18 protein-coding genes are annotated in these 15563 nt (G+C 63.1%); 10 read left to right on the forward strand and 8 right to left on the reverse strand.

Going from position 1 to position 15563, the window contains the following annotated elements; genetic code table 11:
- Together PGX04_RS24970 and PGX04_RS24975 are read left to right on the forward strand one after the other, a co-directional pair.
- Positions 1-483, forward strand: a 483-nt coding sequence (locus PGX04_RS24970) for a DUF447 domain-containing protein (RefSeq protein WP_273740970.1), incomplete at its 5' end; no start/stop codon positions are given.
- 82 nt (positions 484-565) lie between these two features.
- A complete protein-coding gene (locus PGX04_RS24975) occupies positions 566-757 on the forward strand; it encodes a 30S ribosomal protein S17e (RefSeq protein WP_006432730.1) in 192 nt (63 codons plus the stop codon).
- Between the two features lie 195 nt (positions 758-952).
- On the opposite strand, the gene PGX04_RS24980 is transcribed toward PGX04_RS24975, so the two are convergent.
- Positions 953-1219, reverse strand: a complete 267-nt coding sequence (locus PGX04_RS24980; RefSeq protein WP_273740971.1) for a hypothetical protein — start codon at positions 1217-1219, stop codon at positions 953-955.
- A gap of 242 nt (positions 1220-1461) precedes the next feature.
- On the opposite strand from PGX04_RS24980, the gene asd reads away from it, so the two are divergent.
- The 3 genes from asd (at position 1462) to PGX04_RS24995 (ending at position 3691) form a co-directional block, all read left to right on the forward strand.
- On the forward strand, positions 1462-2496 hold the full coding sequence (gene asd, locus PGX04_RS24985; protein WP_273740972.1) for an aspartate-semialdehyde dehydrogenase: 1035 nt from the start codon (positions 1462-1464) through the stop codon (positions 2494-2496).
- A gap of 188 nt (positions 2497-2684) precedes the next feature.
- Entirely contained in the window at positions 2685-3329 is a 645-nt protein-coding gene (locus PGX04_RS24990; RefSeq protein WP_273740973.1) for a helix-turn-helix domain-containing protein, read from the forward strand.
- A 53-nt stretch (positions 3330-3382) separates the two neighbouring features.
- Positions 3383-3691, forward strand: a complete 309-nt coding sequence (locus tag PGX04_RS24995; protein ID WP_273740974.1) for a HalOD1 output domain-containing protein — start codon at positions 3383-3385, stop codon at positions 3689-3691.
- An 86-nt stretch (positions 3692-3777) separates the two neighbouring features.
- On the opposite strand, the gene PGX04_RS25000 is transcribed toward PGX04_RS24995, so the two are convergent.
- Together PGX04_RS25000 and PGX04_RS25005 are read right to left on the reverse strand one after the other, a co-directional pair.
- Positions 3778-4209: a universal stress protein gene (locus PGX04_RS25000; RefSeq protein ID WP_273740975.1), complete on the reverse strand. Its 432-nt coding sequence runs from the start codon at positions 4207-4209 to the stop codon at positions 3778-3780.
- A gap of 167 nt (positions 4210-4376) precedes the next feature.
- Positions 4377-5351 carry a D-2-hydroxyacid dehydrogenase gene (locus PGX04_RS25005; RefSeq protein ID WP_273740976.1) on the reverse strand — a complete coding sequence of 325 codons (975 nt, stop codon included), beginning with the start codon at positions 5349-5351 and terminating at the stop codon, positions 4377-4379.
- A 193-nt stretch (positions 5352-5544) separates the two neighbouring features.
- Between PGX04_RS25005 and PGX04_RS25010 the strand changes: the two genes are divergently transcribed.
- The 3 genes from PGX04_RS25010 (at position 5545) to PGX04_RS25020 (ending at position 8430) form a co-directional block, all read left to right on the forward strand.
- A complete protein-coding gene (locus tag PGX04_RS25010) occupies positions 5545-5673 on the forward strand; it encodes a hypothetical protein (protein ID WP_273740977.1) in 129 nt (42 codons plus the stop codon).
- A gap of 304 nt (positions 5674-5977) precedes the next feature.
- Positions 5978-7369 (forward strand): NAD(P)/FAD-dependent oxidoreductase, encoded by a 1392-nt coding sequence (locus PGX04_RS25015; protein ID WP_273740978.1) that lies wholly within the window; start codon positions 5978-5980, stop codon positions 7367-7369.
- Between the two features lie 152 nt (positions 7370-7521).
- Positions 7522-8430, forward strand: coding sequence for a cytochrome c oxidase subunit 3 (locus PGX04_RS25020; RefSeq protein WP_273740979.1), 909 nt, complete (start codon positions 7522-7524; stop codon positions 8428-8430).
- Between the two features lie 34 nt (positions 8431-8464).
- On the opposite strand, the gene PGX04_RS25025 is transcribed toward PGX04_RS25020, so the two are convergent.
- Together PGX04_RS25025 and PGX04_RS25030 are read right to left on the reverse strand one after the other, a co-directional pair.
- Positions 8465-8656: a hypothetical protein gene (locus PGX04_RS25025; RefSeq protein WP_377043409.1), complete on the reverse strand. Its 192-nt coding sequence runs from the start codon at positions 8654-8656 to the stop codon at positions 8465-8467.
- A gap of 110 nt (positions 8657-8766) precedes the next feature.
- Complete coding sequence (locus PGX04_RS25030) at positions 8767-9168, reverse strand: hypothetical protein (protein WP_273740981.1); 402 nt, start codon at positions 9166-9168, stop codon at positions 8767-8769.
- Positions 9169-9377: 209 nt separating this feature from the next.
- Here PGX04_RS25030 and PGX04_RS25035 point away from each other — a divergent pair, with 209 nt between their 5' ends.
- Complete coding sequence (locus tag PGX04_RS25035) at positions 9378-10220, forward strand: manganese catalase (RefSeq protein WP_273740982.1); 843 nt, start codon at positions 9378-9380, stop codon at positions 10218-10220.
- 170 nt (positions 10221-10390) lie between these two features.
- Here the strand turns inward: PGX04_RS25035 and PGX04_RS25040 are convergent, their stop codons facing one another.
- The gene (locus PGX04_RS25040; protein ID WP_273740983.1) at positions 10391-11011 is read right to left on the reverse strand and encodes a DUF7979 domain-containing protein; all 621 of its coding nucleotides are present in this window, start codon (positions 11009-11011) and stop codon (positions 10391-10393) included.
- Complete coding sequence (locus tag PGX04_RS25045; protein ID WP_273740984.1) at positions 11008-13296, reverse strand: DUF6789 family protein; 2289 nt, start codon at positions 13294-13296, stop codon at positions 11008-11010. Before PGX04_RS25045 ends, PGX04_RS25040 begins: the two co-directional genes overlap by 4 nt.
- 216 nt (positions 13297-13512) lie before the next feature.
- Here PGX04_RS25045 and coxB point away from each other — a divergent pair, with 216 nt between their 5' ends.
- On the forward strand, positions 13513-14286 hold the full coding sequence (coxB, locus tag PGX04_RS25050; RefSeq protein WP_273740985.1) for a cytochrome c oxidase subunit II: 774 nt from the start codon (positions 13513-13515) through the stop codon (positions 14284-14286).
- Positions 14287-14905: 619 nt separating this feature from the next.
- Here the strand turns inward: coxB and PGX04_RS25055 are convergent.
- The gene (locus PGX04_RS25055; protein ID WP_273740986.1) at positions 14906-15325 is read right to left on the reverse strand and encodes a DUF7344 domain-containing protein; all 420 of its coding nucleotides are present in this window, start codon (positions 15323-15325) and stop codon (positions 14906-14908) included.
- Positions 15326-15563: the final 238 nt, after the last annotated feature.

Here is a 15563-nt window from a genome sequence, read left to right on the forward strand (position 1 = left end):
CTCGCGCTCGGCCTTCGGGCCGGCGATCCCGTCACCGCACGGACCTGGGGGAACACCCGTACTCGCCGGAACTTCCACCGACGGGGCGAGGCCCACGTGCAGTTCGTCGACGACCCCGTCGACTTCGCCGATGCCGCCCTCTCGATCGTCGAACGCGAGGAGCCGATCCTCGAGTCCGCGAGCGCATGGGCGCGCGTGAGCGTCGAGCGCGTCGAGTCCGGAACCGACGGCGGCACCGACTGGGAGGCGTGGACGCTCACCCCGCTCGAGTCGAGGACCGTGAACGAACGGGTCCCGACGATCGACCGCGGATTCGGAGCCGTCGTCGAGGCGACTGTCGCCGCCTCGCGGCTCTCGGTCGCAGGCTACGACGAAGCCGAACTCAGCGATCGGCTCGCCCACTGTGCCTCGGTCGTCGATCGGGCCGGGGGACCGCGCGAGCGCGAGGCGCTCGAGCGAGTGCGGGAGCACTCGAGCTGGTAGCCTCGACGGAGGTGTGACTCGATCGATATTCCGGAGCGGCGAAGAGAAAGGGATTAAGAGCCTCTGGACGGAACCACTCCACATGGCAATCAAACCGGCCTACGTCAAGAAGACCGGGACCCTCCTCCTGGAGCGGTATCCGGAGGCGTTCACGACCGATTTCGAGCAGAACAAAGAGAGCGTCACGAAGCTCACGAACGTCGAGTCCAAGGGCGTCCGCAACCGCATCGCGGGCTACGTGACTCGAAAGAAAGGCGCGGAAGTCCCCGCGTAAGTCGGTATTCTCGCCGCGAACAGTACGTATATCCGATGACAGCGAGCCGCGGGACTCGTCCGGCTCGCTCGAAAGCCGTCGACCGACAGTCAGCGCGGCACCGCCGAAGAGCGGTTTATGGGTTGGCCGTCGTCACTGAACAGGTGAGGAAGCGTCGACGATCGAGAGCCGGTCGTACCGCGGCCGAAAACCGAGTTATTCGTCGAGACCGGGTTCCATGTAGACCGCGGCGACGAGCGCCACGAGGGCGATACCGAGCCCGAACAGGAGCCCGACGAGACCCGTCAAAATGGAGAGCTGGTAGCCGATTCCCGGCAACACGCCGTCGATGAACCCGAGATAGCCGAACGCGAGGGCCAACAGTGCCGCGACGGCCGCAAGGGCCGCCGCACCCATGCTGAACCGCGTCTCGAGCAGTCCCCGATCGCTCGTACTCGTGGTCGAACTCGTCATCGGGACCACCTCTGGCCGGCGGCCTTGAGTCGATCCTGTCGGTAGTGCATCGGTCGCTAGGAGCCGCTCCCGTTTCTTAATATCTTCTATCCGACCGTCGCGACCCGCTGTCGAGACACGTCGGAACCGTCGGACGGGGGCAGTTCGCTCGGAGCGGTCGGCGAAACGTTCCCCTCACGGCAACTCCGTCGGTTGACACGCGCTACCGAAAACCCAAACGGTTTTGCGGACACGACCCGGAGTGGCGGAAAATGGCAGTACGAGTAGGCGTACTCGGTGCGACCGGCGCCGTCGGACAGCGACTCATCCAACTTCTCGACCCCCACCCGGAGTTCGAGATCGCAGCGTTGACCGCGAGCGACGCGAGCGCCGGCAAGACGTATCGACAGGCCGCGAAGTGGCGCGTCGACAGTCCCATCCCGGCGGACGTGGCCGACACAACCGTTACGGCAACCAACCCCGGCGAGGTCCCCGACGATATCGATCTCCTGTTCTCGTCGCTCCCCTCGAGCGTCGGCGCGGAAGTCGAGCCCGGCTTCTGTGAGGACGGCTACGTCGTCTCCTCGAACTCCTCGAACGGCCGCATGGCCGACGACATCCCACTCGTCATCCCGGAGGTCAACGCCGAGCACCTCGACTTGCTCGAGGTCCAGCGCGACGAGCGCGGCTGGGACGGCGCGATGGTCAAGAACCCCAACTGCTCGACGATCACCTTCGTCCCCACGCTCGCGGCCCTGACCGACTTCGGCCTCGAGACGGTTCACGTCTCGACGCTGCAGGCCGTCTCCGGCGCGGGCTACGACGGCGTCTCTTCGATGGAGATCATCGACAACGCCATCCCCTACATCGGCAGCGAGGAGGACAAACTCGAGACCGAGTCGCGCAAACTGCTCGGCGACTTCGACGGCGCGTCGCTCAGCCACAACGACATGGCAGTCTCGGCGTCGTGTAATCGTATCCCGACGATCGACGGCCACCTCGAGAACGTCTGGGTCGAGACCGAAGACGAACTCACCCCCGAGGCGGCCGCCGAGGCCATGCGGGAGTACCCCTCGCTCGACCTGCGCTCCTCGCCCGACCCGCTCATCCACGTCTTCGAGGAGCCGGATCGACCGCAGCCGCGGATGGACCGCACGCTCGGCGGCGGGATGGCAGTCGCCGCGGGCGGCCTACAGGAGTCCCCGTTCGGCCTCCAGTACAACTGTCTCGCACACAACACGATTCGCGGTGCCGCCGGCGCGAGCGTCCTCAACGGCGAACTGTTGCTCGAGAACGGCTACATATAGAGACGACGGCTCGAGCGGTTACTTCCTATCGACGCGACCGATAGTTTCGCCTGCATCGAGCGGGTCGGACGGATACCGATGCGATCGTGAGCAGCCCGCGAAACGGGCGCCGCTTCCCGGCGGCGCCGACCGGAAAGTGAGACAGTATAACAAGGGCTCGGGACGGACGTCGAGAGGGAGAGACTGTTATGGTCCTTATTGTCGAGTACGAGATCGAGACGCCGATTCTCCGGCGAACGGTCGACGCCGTCTCGAGGATCGACGTCGAAGAGATTTATCGATCCGAGACGGGAGAAACGAAGCTCATCTGTTGGGCCTACGGCGACAGCCTCGAGGACGTTGACGTAGCGCTGGACGACGACGAGACGATTCGCGAGTACTCGCTCCTCGAGGAAGCGGACGGCCGTCGTCTCTACAGCGTGACGCTATCGGAGCAGGGGCAGAAACACTTGACCTATCCCACGGCGGCGGAGTACGATATCGGCTTTCACGAGATTACCGTCATGGCGGTGACGAAGATTCGCGCGCGGGTCCCGACGCGGGAGGCGCTGTTCGCGTATCGTGACGTCTGTCGCGAAAAGGATATTCCGTTTCGGATTCAGCGACTCTTCCGGGAATCGAACCCGTCCAGCGATCGATACGGGATCACCGACAGCCAGCGAGAAGCGTTGCTGGTCGCTCTCGAGGAGGGCTACTTCGACGTCCCGCGGGGAACGACGTTATCGGCGGTCGCCGAGCAGTTGGATATCTCGGCTCAAGCGCTGTCCGCTCGTCTTCGACGAGGGCAGGCCAATCTGCTCCAGAATACGGTGAGCGAACGGACCCCCTCTTAATGGGTTGACCATCCAATCGTAGTCACTTCCCGCGTTGGACCAGTACGCGAGGTATGGAAACTGAGTCACCAACTGGCGAGCGACAACTGCGCAACGAGAGCGGGGCGTATCAGTTCGAGTCGAACAAACCCCTCAGCGAAGCGGTCCTCGCTGCGGTCGCGTCGGAATCTGGGCTGGACGCGCTCGAGCTCGCGGACGAGTTCGGGCCGCTGTACGACGTGGTCGATCCGACCGCGCTCGATTCGCTGTTTCAGTCGGCTGGGGAGAACGGACGGTCCGTCGGTTCCGTCACGTTCGAGTACGCCGCCTATCGAGTCACGGTCGACCAGACGGGACGCATCGAACTCGTAGAGCAGCAGTAACGGTAGTTTCGGACGGTCAAACAGGAACTAAGACGGACGTCGGCGGATGGAAATCCGGCTGCGAGCTATATTCGGTCTACTCCCCTCTATCCCTCGTTTCGCGGCAGTGCAACCACCGGGACCGAGGCCTCCTTCACCAGCCGGTGAGCCACGTCGCCGGTGAGCAGTTCCACGAACCGATTGCTCTCGCGAGGCTCGAAGACGACGGCGTCGACGTCGCGCTCCACTGCGGCATCGAAGATCGTCTCGACGACGTCGGTCCCGAAGAGGACCGCCGTCTCGACCGACCCTGCCCGCTCCTCGAGCGGGGCGCGAGCGCGCTCGAAAATCTCTTTGGCGTACTCCTCGCGCTGTTCCACCGACGCCTTGTCGGGCGCGCCGCCGGCCTTCTCGATCACGTTGACGACGATCACCCGACTCGAGGGAGAGAGATACGGCGCGAGCGCCGCCGCGGTCCGCTCCCCGTCGTCGGGATCGGCTGCGGGGACGAGAATCGTCCCGTCGAACGTCAGCGGCACGGGATACCACCCGTTTCGTCCGCTCGTACGGTGTGCCTCGCTCGCTCGGTTCCATCGACCAATGACAGGTCCATACTCACGATTCGTGGGACGGGATCAAAAAGGTGAGTCGAACGGCTCGAGCGGCGGTCAGGTGAGGTCGGTGTCGATCCGATCGGACGGTGTCGTCAGGGCGATACCTGATTCTCGAGACCGGCATCGTCCCCGTCGTCGTCGATCCGCGCGACGTTTTCGGCGACGATGTCGGCCAACCGCTCGTAGTACTGCGGCGTGTGACCCGCGTTGTGGGGCGTGATCTGGACGTTTTCGAAGGTCCAGAGCGGGTGCTCCTCGGGCAGCGGTTCGGGGTCGGTGACGTCCAGGGCGGCGCCGCGGATCCAGTTCGACCGCAGGGCCTCGACCAGCGCGTCCGTCTCGACGACCGGTCCGCGGGCGACGTTGACCAGCACCGCCTCGGGATCGATCGTCACGAACGCCTCGCGGTCGAGCAGGCCGCGGGTCGTCTCCGTCAGCGGACAGGCTAGCACGAGGTAGTCCGTGCGCGCGAGCGCGTCGTCGAACGCCGCGCTCTCGAATCCGATCACCTCGTCGGTCGGCCCGCCCTTCTCGGGCGTGTAGCGCACACCGAGGTGGTCGACGCCGAACGGCTCGAGCCGGTCACAGACCGCCCGTCCGATCGCGCCCAGTCCGACGACGGTGACCGTCGATCCCTGCAGTTCGTGGGCCCTGTAATGTCGCCACTCGCGGCGCCGCTGGCGGCGCGCACCGACGTGGAACCGCCGGGTGAAATGCAAGATCGCCCCCAGCACGTGCTCGCCGATGTTCGGCCCGTGGACCCCCGAGGCGTTCGTCACCGCGACGCCGCGCTCCTCGAGTTCCTCGAGGGGGAGGTGACCGGTTCCCGCGTACGCGCAGGCGAAGACCTCGAGGTTCTCGGCCGCGTCGAGCAGGTCCTCCTCGAGGGTCATGCCGGTGACGAACGTCGCGTTCCGAATGGCCTCGCGCTCCTCAGCCGGCGTGCGCGCGAGCGCGACGGTGTGGTCCGGCAGTCGGTCGCGGATCGCGTCGGCGTACGCTTCGATCGGAATACCGTGAGTCCCCTTCCGGAGGACGAGCACGTCCGGCGCGGTAGTATCACTCATGTCCGGGGACTCGTCCAGTGCGATCAAAAACGTTCGTCTCGCGGCACGGTGCTCGATGTGAGAGACGGACGGCAGCCCCCGTAAAAACGGAGTCCGTCTGAACAGGGTCTACGCCCCTTCAAGCCAGTCTCCGACCGCGAACCGAGTGATCAGATCATCATGTTTAAGCGGGGGAGATGCGAAGTCGATTGCAATGCCTTCAGACGAGTTCCTCGATGGCGAAACGCTTACCGGACGGCAGGCGACGATCATCTTCATCGGTTTCCTCGGTTTCGTCGTCCTCTCCGGAGTCTTGCTGGTGCTTCTCAGGGGATTCTTTTAACGTCGACGAACCGATCGCACAGTCTGCGGTTCGCGCTCCCTTCGAACGCTCACGGCTCGCTTCGCTCACCGTTCGCATTTCGCGGTTCTCGCTCACTCTGTTCGCTCCGAACCGCGCATCGCTCCGAACCGCGCATCTCCGAACCGCGCTCCCGTCGTTTGATCGGGTGCAGTGACGTTCAGTGGTTACTATCGCAGCCATCCAAGCGAGAGCGTACCGTCGGACGGACCGATTCGGAGATCGGTCCACTGCGCAGACATTCACCTCGCAGTTTTTATAATGGCTCGCTGAGTCCCCACGGCGTATGGAACGCGTAGACGTCGCGATCGTCGGCGGCGGTCCCGCTGGTGCGTCCGCGGCCGAGCAGGCTGCTGCGCACGGTGCCGAGACGGTTCTCTTCGAGCAGGGGGTGCCCCGAGAGGACCGGGACGGGCCGGGGCCGGATTCGACCGACGCCGCCGGGATGCTCGACTATTGGATCGACATCATGGAGTTCGACTACCGGGAGATTCCCGACGAGGTCATTCACCGGGAGCTCGAGGCCACGGAGTTCGTCGGCCCGAACAGCAGCGTCGAGTTGCGGACGACCGGGATGGAGGCCAGCTACCCCAAATTCGGGTACACCTTCCACCGCACGCGCATGGACGACTGGCTCTACGAGCGAGCGACCGACGCGGGTGCCGATCTTCGCGTCGGGGCGGGCGTCACGGACCTCGAGACCGATCTGCGAGCGTCCGGTCCGCAGGGACCGACCCACACGCTGACGCTCTCGAGCGGCGACGAACTCGAGGCCCAGTACGTCGTCCTCGCGGACGGCCCGCAACGCCGGGTCACGCTCGAGGCGCTCGACCAGTTCACGGCGCCCGGCCGGAGCGTCTCCGATCACCTCTCGCCGCCGAAAGCGAATCACATCGCCTATCAGGAGTATCGAGAGTTTCCCCCCGAACTGTTCGCGGAGTTCGAGGACCGACTCAAATTCTGGTGGGGGTACATGCCCGGCGAGACCGCCTACCCGTGGATCTTCCCGAACGACGGCACGGTCGCCCGCGTCGGCCTGACGATGCCCATCGGGATGGACCTCGCCGACGTCGAGAATCCCGGCTCCTACAAGCTCCTGCGACCGGACGACGACCGGATCCCATCGGGTGCCGAGTACATCAGCCGCCTCCTCGAGCAGGAGTACGGCGACGAGTACGATATCGAGACGGACATTCCGCGAGTCGAAGACCGCGGGAAGTCGAAGGGGACGGAAACCTATCCGATCTCCTCGACGCGCCCGATCGAGTCGCCCGTCGGCGCGAACATCGCCGTCGCCGGCGGCGCGATGGGCACGACCTCGGCGTTCCACGAGGGCGGCTACCACGTCGCCGTCCGCACCGGCAAGATCGCCGGCCGACTCGCCGCGACGGACTCGATCGAGAACTATAACGACATCTGGAAGCGCGCGATCGGCGACGAGATCCTGCGGAATGTCGCCTTCGCGGACATCGTCGCGGACTACGGGCCCGACGACTGGGACTGGGCCTTCGACACCGTCAACGATATGCAGGGCAACGGGTCGGACAACGCCCTGATCAACAAGCGCTACACCGCCGGAATCGACGCCGCGAAGATCATCACCGCGTACAAGCGCCAGAAGTTCAAGTACCGCGACGGTCGCTACGTCCAGCTTTCGGAAGACGACTACTTCTACTGAGTCGGCCGGTTCCAGTGGTTCGGGATCGAGCCAGTGGACTCGAGTGCCGACGAACCGATCGTGTGGGAGTCCGAAATCGCAGCTGACTCTAACAAATCCATAATTGCTTGTACGCGGTGAGCCTTTTTCGGGGCCGACGTGGAAGCGGGAATATGGACTCTGGTGGACGCACCAATACGTCCGATGAAGCCCCCCCTCGAGCCGACGGCTCTGGACATCGCGTTCCCGAGGGGCAGGCACCCGAGGAGTACGGCGACCATCGCGGCCACGGTGACCACGACGAGCACGAACACCGGAGTCGCTGGCCGCTCGTCGCCGCCGCCGGAGCCGCTGGACTCTACGGCGGGGTTGCGATCACCATCCTCGGGAACGAAACCGGCCTCCTCCCGCCCCTAGCTGGCATCGGTCTGGCCGTGGCTGGGACGATCGTCCTCCTGGCCGGCATCGCGGGCTGGGTCGAACAGGCGTTTCTGTCACCGGCTCGAGACGCGCAGGGCCCCCTCAAATCGCGCGAATCGTACGTCTCGACGACGCTGCTCTTTCTCGCGACCGACGTCTCGACGTTCGGCGCGCTCTTTATCTACTACTTCTTCGTCAGGATCGGATCCTGGCCGCCCGAGGAGTTACCGCCCCTGTTGGGCTCGCTCATCGTCGTCAACACCACGATCCTCGTTGCTAGCAGTATCACCTTCCACTACGCACATCAGGCGCTCGAGGAGGACAACCGGCGACGATTCCTCGGGCTGCTCGGAGCGACGCTCGGACTCGGCCTCGTTTTCCTCGCCGGGCAGGTCTACGAGTACTACGAGTTCGTGGCTCACGAGGGGTTTTCGCTCGCGAGTGGCATCTTCGGGAGCGCGTTCTTCGGACTGACCGGGCTCCACGGGCTCCACGTCACGCTGGGCGTCGGCGGCATCGCCGTGCTCTGCTGGCGGGCGCTTCGGGGCCACTACGGCCCGGAACGGGATACGTCCGTCGCGACCGTCTCGCTGTACTGGCACTTCGTCGACGTCGTCTGGCTCTTCCTCGTCGTCGTCCTCTACGTCGGCGCGTCGGTGTGAGGAGACCGGACGACCGAGCATCCGTCGGGACGGGTTATGGTATTTCGTCGTGATCGAGATCGGTCTCGAGGACCTCGAGCGCGGGAGACGCACAGTCACAGAAATTCGACTGACCGAGCGGCTGGAGGCTACCGTCGGGCCAGATCTGGACGATCCCGATCTCGTCGCACTGTTCGCATTTCGCCGCCGCTCGTTGTTTCTCATCGTTGTTACCCACCAGGGTCACCTCATGTGTCGGCTTCGTACGACAGCGAACGGGGAAAAACCCCGTGGCCAGTCGAGCAACGACGGACCACGGCCGGCGCGAACCGGCCCGCGACGTAACCGAGCGCCGCGTTACTCGAGGCCGACGGTGACGAACCGCTGACTGGCGGCTCCCGGTGGTTCCCGGACGGCTCCCAGCTCGAAGGATCTATCCGGCTCGAGGGTCGCCTCGGACTCGGTAAGAAGGAAGGCGCGATACGACGGCGCGTGATCGTAGGCGATCACGTTAGCCTGATAGGTGTCTTCGAACCGGCCGGGATACCAGTCGAGATCGGACTCGACGACTGTGAACTGACTGCCCGGGGTGAATTGATAGGGGAGCATCATGCCGTAATCGGTCGTTTCACCGATGGAGTCGGTGGGTTTCGATCCCGTTTCGGCAGATGCTCCGGAGGCCCCCAACAGCGTTCCCGTCGTCACTGCGCCGTACTTGACGAACGCGCGTCGTGACGTTGACCATCTATCCTCAGTCATGCGCTGATTCCCGACCACCGGGGTCGGTATAACTGTTTGCCATGATGACACAACGATCGGCGTGTTTGCCGTGTGGAGCGATATCGTCCCGGAGCGCATTTCTCCCGCAGGATCCGAGTAATCGATGCCGGATAATCGCCAGTTTATCAAAATATCACTACGAGTCATAACAGTTGTTTATCCCACTGGATGTGGGCAGGGATGAGTGGATGTTCTTCCATGAACCGGAGCTCCAGTACGAGGTTACCGTCGAAGAACCGGACCCGCACTTCGCGAAGCTCCTCCAGCAAGCGATCGGCGGCCAGGAAGGCGAAATGCGCGTTGCCATGCAGTACATGTTCCAGGCCTGGGCCCTCCCCGAGGGGTACGAGGAGTATCGGAACCTGTTGATGGAGACCGCCACCGAGGAACTCGGCCACATCGAGATGCTCGCGTCGGCCGTCACGAAGAATCTCCGGGGCTCGTCCCAGCAGATGAGCGAGGACGCCCAGGAGACCGCGGCCACTGCTGCAGCGATGACCGGACAGAACCCGCGTCAGTTCCTCTCTGCGGGCGAATCGGCCATGCCCGTCGACAGTAACGGTGCCCCGTTCACCGGCAACTATATCGTCGCGTCGGGGAACCTCGCCGGCGACCTCTACGCGAACGTGATGGCTGAATCGACCGGTCGGACCCTCGCAACGCGGCTCTGGGAGTACACCGACGACCCCGGCATGAAGGACATGCTCTCCTATCTGATCGCACGGGACACTATGCACCAAAACCAGTGGCTACAGGCCCTCGAGACGCTCGACGATCCGGTTCCGGTTCCCGCAAGCTTCCCGCAGGAACAGGAGAACCAGGAGTTCAACTACACGTTCATGTCGACCAGACGGGAAGAACAACCGAATCCCGAGTACCCCTGGACCCAGGGCGAAGCCCCGGACGGCAAGGGGCAGTTCTCCTACGCCGCCGAACAGCCGGGTGACGGCGAAGTGATCGCTCCCCAACCCAGCCCGATGACGAACGACACGCCGAACAGGACGAACGAATCGTCCGACTCGAGCGAATAGAATCGAATCGACGCGGCCTGTCGGCCGCCCGCTCTGGCCACCAGCCATCCGACCCGCTGATTTCGCTCGAATTCGCCGTCCACGGCTGGCTGTCATCGTCCTCTCTCGTTCCGAGCGCCGAACACGGACAGCGCCACCACGGATTTCCCGGACGTGACCGGGCAGCGTGCTCACTCCGTCCGACCGTTCCGCATGCGCTCCTCGAAACCGGCCATCTTCCGATAGATCGGCGGCGTCAGGACGCCGAGGATCCCCACGATGATCGCGATGGCACCGATCGGGAAGAGCAACGGGGCAACCTCGAGGCAGGAGTTCAGAGACGCGATCTGAACGTAGTAGCGAGCGCCTTCGTATTCGACGATCGCCCCCTCGAGCAGCGTCTCCCGGTTCGACAGTTCGCCAGCGACCGTGCCCTCCTGAAGCGGGCTGTCGATCGCCTCCTCGAGGGCCTCCCGTTCGGCCGCCGAGAGATCCTCGGCGGGCAACGTCTCGATGGTCGTCAACGCTCCCTCGTATTCGTCGGCCGGCGTCGCCGTGAGGGTGGGTTCCCCACAGAGGCCGACGCCGTCCTGGACGACGACGTAGCCGCCGACGATCGCGAGGGGGAGCCCGACGGCGATCAGGACGACACCGAGAAAGGGCGCGGCGTACGTCAACAGCAGCGACTCGGCGGAGGCGGTCGGTTCCACCGGTCCCGTCTCGTCCGTGGCGGGCGGTACGTCAGTAGTGGGAGGTTCGTCGGCAGCGGGAGGTTCGTCCGTGCCGGGAGATGTGCCGTCACTGTCGCTCATTCGTTCTCGTCCTCCCCCGTCGACGGGCGGCGTCGGCGACCGCCGAGATACGTGATCGTTCCCGCGAGTCCGAGCCCGTAGATCCAGTGAGCGAGCGGGACGAAGATGAGGAACGTCACCAGTTCGAGGCCGGTCTGTCCGGTGTAGAAGGCGAGCGCGAACCCGGGTGAGATGACCGTCGCATACCACAGTCCGGTGACGAGGGTGAGCTCGCCCGGCAGGTACTCGCCCAGCGAGAGGAACAACAGGGGCCAGACCGTCGTTCCGGCGATGAGGAAGAGCCCGTAGCCGAGAGCGAGATCCGACGGCAACCCGACGAACGTCGTGAGAGTCGCGAAGGACTCGAGATCGAACGCACCGAGAAGGACAGCGATAGCGAGCACACCTGACATGAGCATCGTCCCGACGAAGCCGCCGACTGCACCGGTACTCGCATCGTTCGCGACGGTCCGGGCGACCGGCTTGATACGGCCGTACAGCGACAGCGGCCGGTCGTCCTGTGCGGGCACGTAGGACGGACGCACTTTGTCCGGTTCGCTCGGCGGGACCCCGCGCTCGCGCTCGAGTCGATCCTCGAACCACTGCCACTCGGGTGTGAACTGCTCCGTCGCCTTCAGTTCCCAGGGGTCAGCGGTCTCGATCGGCGTCCCCTGGAAGTACGACCAGATCATGTTGTAGAGCCACATGAGGACGCTGATCCCGATGAGAAACGCGCCGACGGTCGCGACCACCTGCAGCACCGAGTATCCCGCCGGGTAGGTCGCGTACCGGCGTGGGAGCTCGAGGAAGCCGAGCGCCATCAGCGTCATGAACGTGACTGCGGAGCCGACGACCAGCAACGACGACTGGAAGATCGCGAGTCGGCGGTCGTACATCCGGCCGGTGAGCATCGGATACCAGTAGTAGCTCGCGGCGAACATCATGAGGGGAATTATCCCCATGAGGATGAGATGGAAGTGGCCGACCACGTAATAGGTGCCGTGATAGATGACGTCGACCGGGATGACCGCGAGGAAGATGCCGGTGACGCCACCGACGATGAACAGGCCGATCGAGCCGACACAGAGGATCGTCGGCGCAGCGAGTTTGACATCGCCGTTCCACATTGTGGTGATCCAGTTAAACACCTTGATCGCGCTGGGAACGGCGATGGCGATCGATGTCGCCATAAAACTCGCCCGGACACGTGGGTCGACGCCCGTCACGAACATGTGATGGGCCCAGACGCCGAACGAGAGGACGCCGATGGCGATCGTCGAGTAGACGATGAACTTGAATCCGAACAGCTTCCGTCCGACGAACTTCGGCAGTATGAGGCTCATCAGCCCGGTCGCTGGCAAGAAGATGATGTAGACCTCCGGATGGCCCCAGAACCAGAGCAAGTGCTGCCAGAGGATGGGGCCACCTCCCTCGACCGCGAAGAACGTCGTCCCGAAATTGCGGTCGAACAGGAGCATGAGCAACGCGGTGCCGAGCAGCGGGAACGCGAAGATGATGATCGCGCTCGTGATGAGCATGTTCCAGGAGAAGATGTCGAGGTTCGCCCACCCGATCGACTCGTCGCGCTCGTAGATGATCGTCGTGATGAAGTTGATCGCACCGATCGTGGTAGCGATGCCACTCAAGTGGAGCCCCAGGAGGAGGAAATTCGTCTGCGGATTCGGTGCCAGCGATAAGGGCGGATACATCGTCCACCCGATCGCCGGCTCCTGAAACGCTAACAGGACCGAGATCCAGTCCGTCGGGACGACGACGGCCAGGACCGCTCCCGTTACTTCGGCGACGATCCCCAACCGAGCGAGCAGCAGTGAGGGCGGCAACAGCCAGAATCCGATAGCGTTGAGCCGCGGAAACGCCATATCGTCGGCGCCGATCAACAGCGGCAGGAAGTAGTTCCCGATTCCGAAGAACACCGGAGTGACGAAGAAGATCAACATCGTCAGCCCGTGCATCGTGAACAGTTCGTTGTACGTCTGTTCGGTCCAGAGGTTGGCCTCCGGGGTCAACAGATGCGTCCGGATCATCATCGCATCGATCCCACCCCAGATCGCCGCGACGGTGCCGAACGCGATGTAGAGCAGTCCAATCTCGCGGTGGTTCGTCGTCGTCGTCCACCGAACGGCGGCCGCCTTCGCGTCGCCGAGTCCGAGCCGGCGCTGGCGACCCGTCACATAACCGCCGTCCGGCGACGGCTCGACTCGTAACCGTTGTGCGACGAGGACGACCAATAGACAGCCAACGACGACAGCTCCGAACAACGAGACCTCAGCGAGTGCACGGTTCACCGTCCGTCACCCCTGATGGCCCGACCGCACCGCTCATCGCCGTGCATAGCGGTGGACTCATTATCGACCCCCATAAAGATCAACTAACTATTTCCTTACTTTCCTCGATACAGACAGTTAGTCGGCCGTCTTTCACCGCCTATAACCAGTTCGTAATCGTGAAAGTTTATCAATTCGTGAATGACGTATTTCACGCCGGTTATTGAATCACCGCTAATGGGAAGCCGCCGTCGCACGATCGTCGCACTCACCGTCGCGGCGCTCTCGAGTCTCCTCGCACTGACGGGAACGGCCGCTGCACAGTCGGAAAACCGAGAACTCATCGACGGTCTCGAGTACCAGTTGCTCTACGTAGCCCTGCCGCTGACGCTGTTCGTCCTCGTGATTCTGGTCTACGCGGCCGTCAAGTTCCACGACAACGACGATCCCGAACCCACCACGGAGGATCCCGCCCTGGAGATCACCTGGACCGTTGCAACGGCGCTCATCCTGTTGTTCGTCGGTCTCTCCGGTTACAGCGTCCTCGTCAACCCGTACGTGTCTCCATCACAGGCACTCGACAGCGACAACCGCAGTCAGGAAGGGTTCGAATCGTTCGACGATCTCCCCGAGACCGGCGACGAGGAGGTGTACGTTACCGGTTACCAGTGGGAGTGGCAAGCATCCTATCCCGGAGCAAACGTTACGACTGAAAACGAAATCGTGATACCCGCCGACGAGAACGTAACGCTCTGGCTCACGAGCGACGACGTTATCCACTCGCTGTTCGTGTCCGATCTGGCCGTCAAACAGGATGCATTCCCCGGCCGTTACACCCGCGCCCGTACCACTGTCTCCGAACCCGGCCGGTATGACGCCGTCTGTACCGAGTTCTGCGGCGCCGGCCACTCGCGAATGGACGCCGACATCGTCGTCGTCGAACCGGAAACGTACGACCGGTGGCTCGAGACGAACGAGGGTAACGTCACCGCAGCACCGGAACCCGGATGATCGCTCGCAGTCCCAGTCGTTACTCGAGGCGAACTGTGTACCGGAGCTCCCCCTCTGGCTTCTAACTATCGTAGCCAGACAGTCACACCCGATCGAACAACGAGAGCGCGGTTCGGAGCGACGCGAGCCGTGAGCGAACAGAGTGAGCGAGAACCGCGGGGCGTGAACGGTGAGTGAAACGAGCCGTGAGCGTCCGACGTGAGCAAGAAGCGCAGCCTGTGCGATCGGTGTGTCAATCGTAGCAGTTGGTACTATATACACGACGCGCCGCGAGGACTCGAGTCTACAAGAGTTAAACGGGTCGCGTTCCTAGATGAGGTGCGTGCCTTTAGTCCCCGTCCGAGCAGACCCATTCGGGTGCGATGACAGTACGGCGAACCCGGGCACGCGACAATAGTACCCGGAGAGCTCCCACGAGTTCTCCCGCCCGGCACGAGGGTTAGCCAGCCGACGCGGCACGCCGCCACGGGATGAGGCTGGACGTTAGTGTTCCGGGCGCACATTGACTACGTAGAGCGGTTGCTCTCGTTCGTCGACGTCACGACTTCCCCAGTAATCCTCGGTTACTCGGCCCTCTCCAATAGCGATCGATACGAGAGACTGTCCAGCACGCAAGTAGCTACGTTGGACTCTGATCGTCGCGTTCAGTTAACAGTTCGCTGTAAAGAAACGACTCAGTAGAGTTGTTGATGGTTATATCGGGCTCTTCAACCGCCCGTGCCTGTTCCACTGTCGACCGTATCGCATCGAATCGATCACCCACGATAATATCACCACTTCGGCGGTCGTAGTTCACCAACCCATGATCAACCAATCGTGGAAGATGATTGTGCACTAACGACAGCGTTACCGTGTTCAGCGCGTCTTCAGAAACGTTCTCGATCGGAATATCTTGCTCCCACCCAGCGATCTGGAGTGATACCCCGTCGACGTTTGCGTACTCACTATCCAGTAAGTAATACAGGACGTATCGACGATATGAGTCGGACAGAAGCCCGTAAAGCGCGTCGAAATCCGCATCGTCTACCCCTGTATCCATGTCTTGCGCTTTCGGATACTACTGAATAAGTCCCGTCCCAAACATATTTGGTACTGATTTGATATCGATTCGGCGGCTTTCGTCCAGTATACCAATCGCTAGCGTGTATAACTGCAGAAAACCCTACATAGCAACTGCCGACCCAGCCGCTCTGTAGGGAAGAAAGTCTGCGTATGAGTGGAGGCGGCGAAACGAGTTTCCCAGAGGCTCGCGCACTCCAGTACTCACCGTAACGCTG

This window comes from Natrinema soli (genome assembly GCF_028618695.1).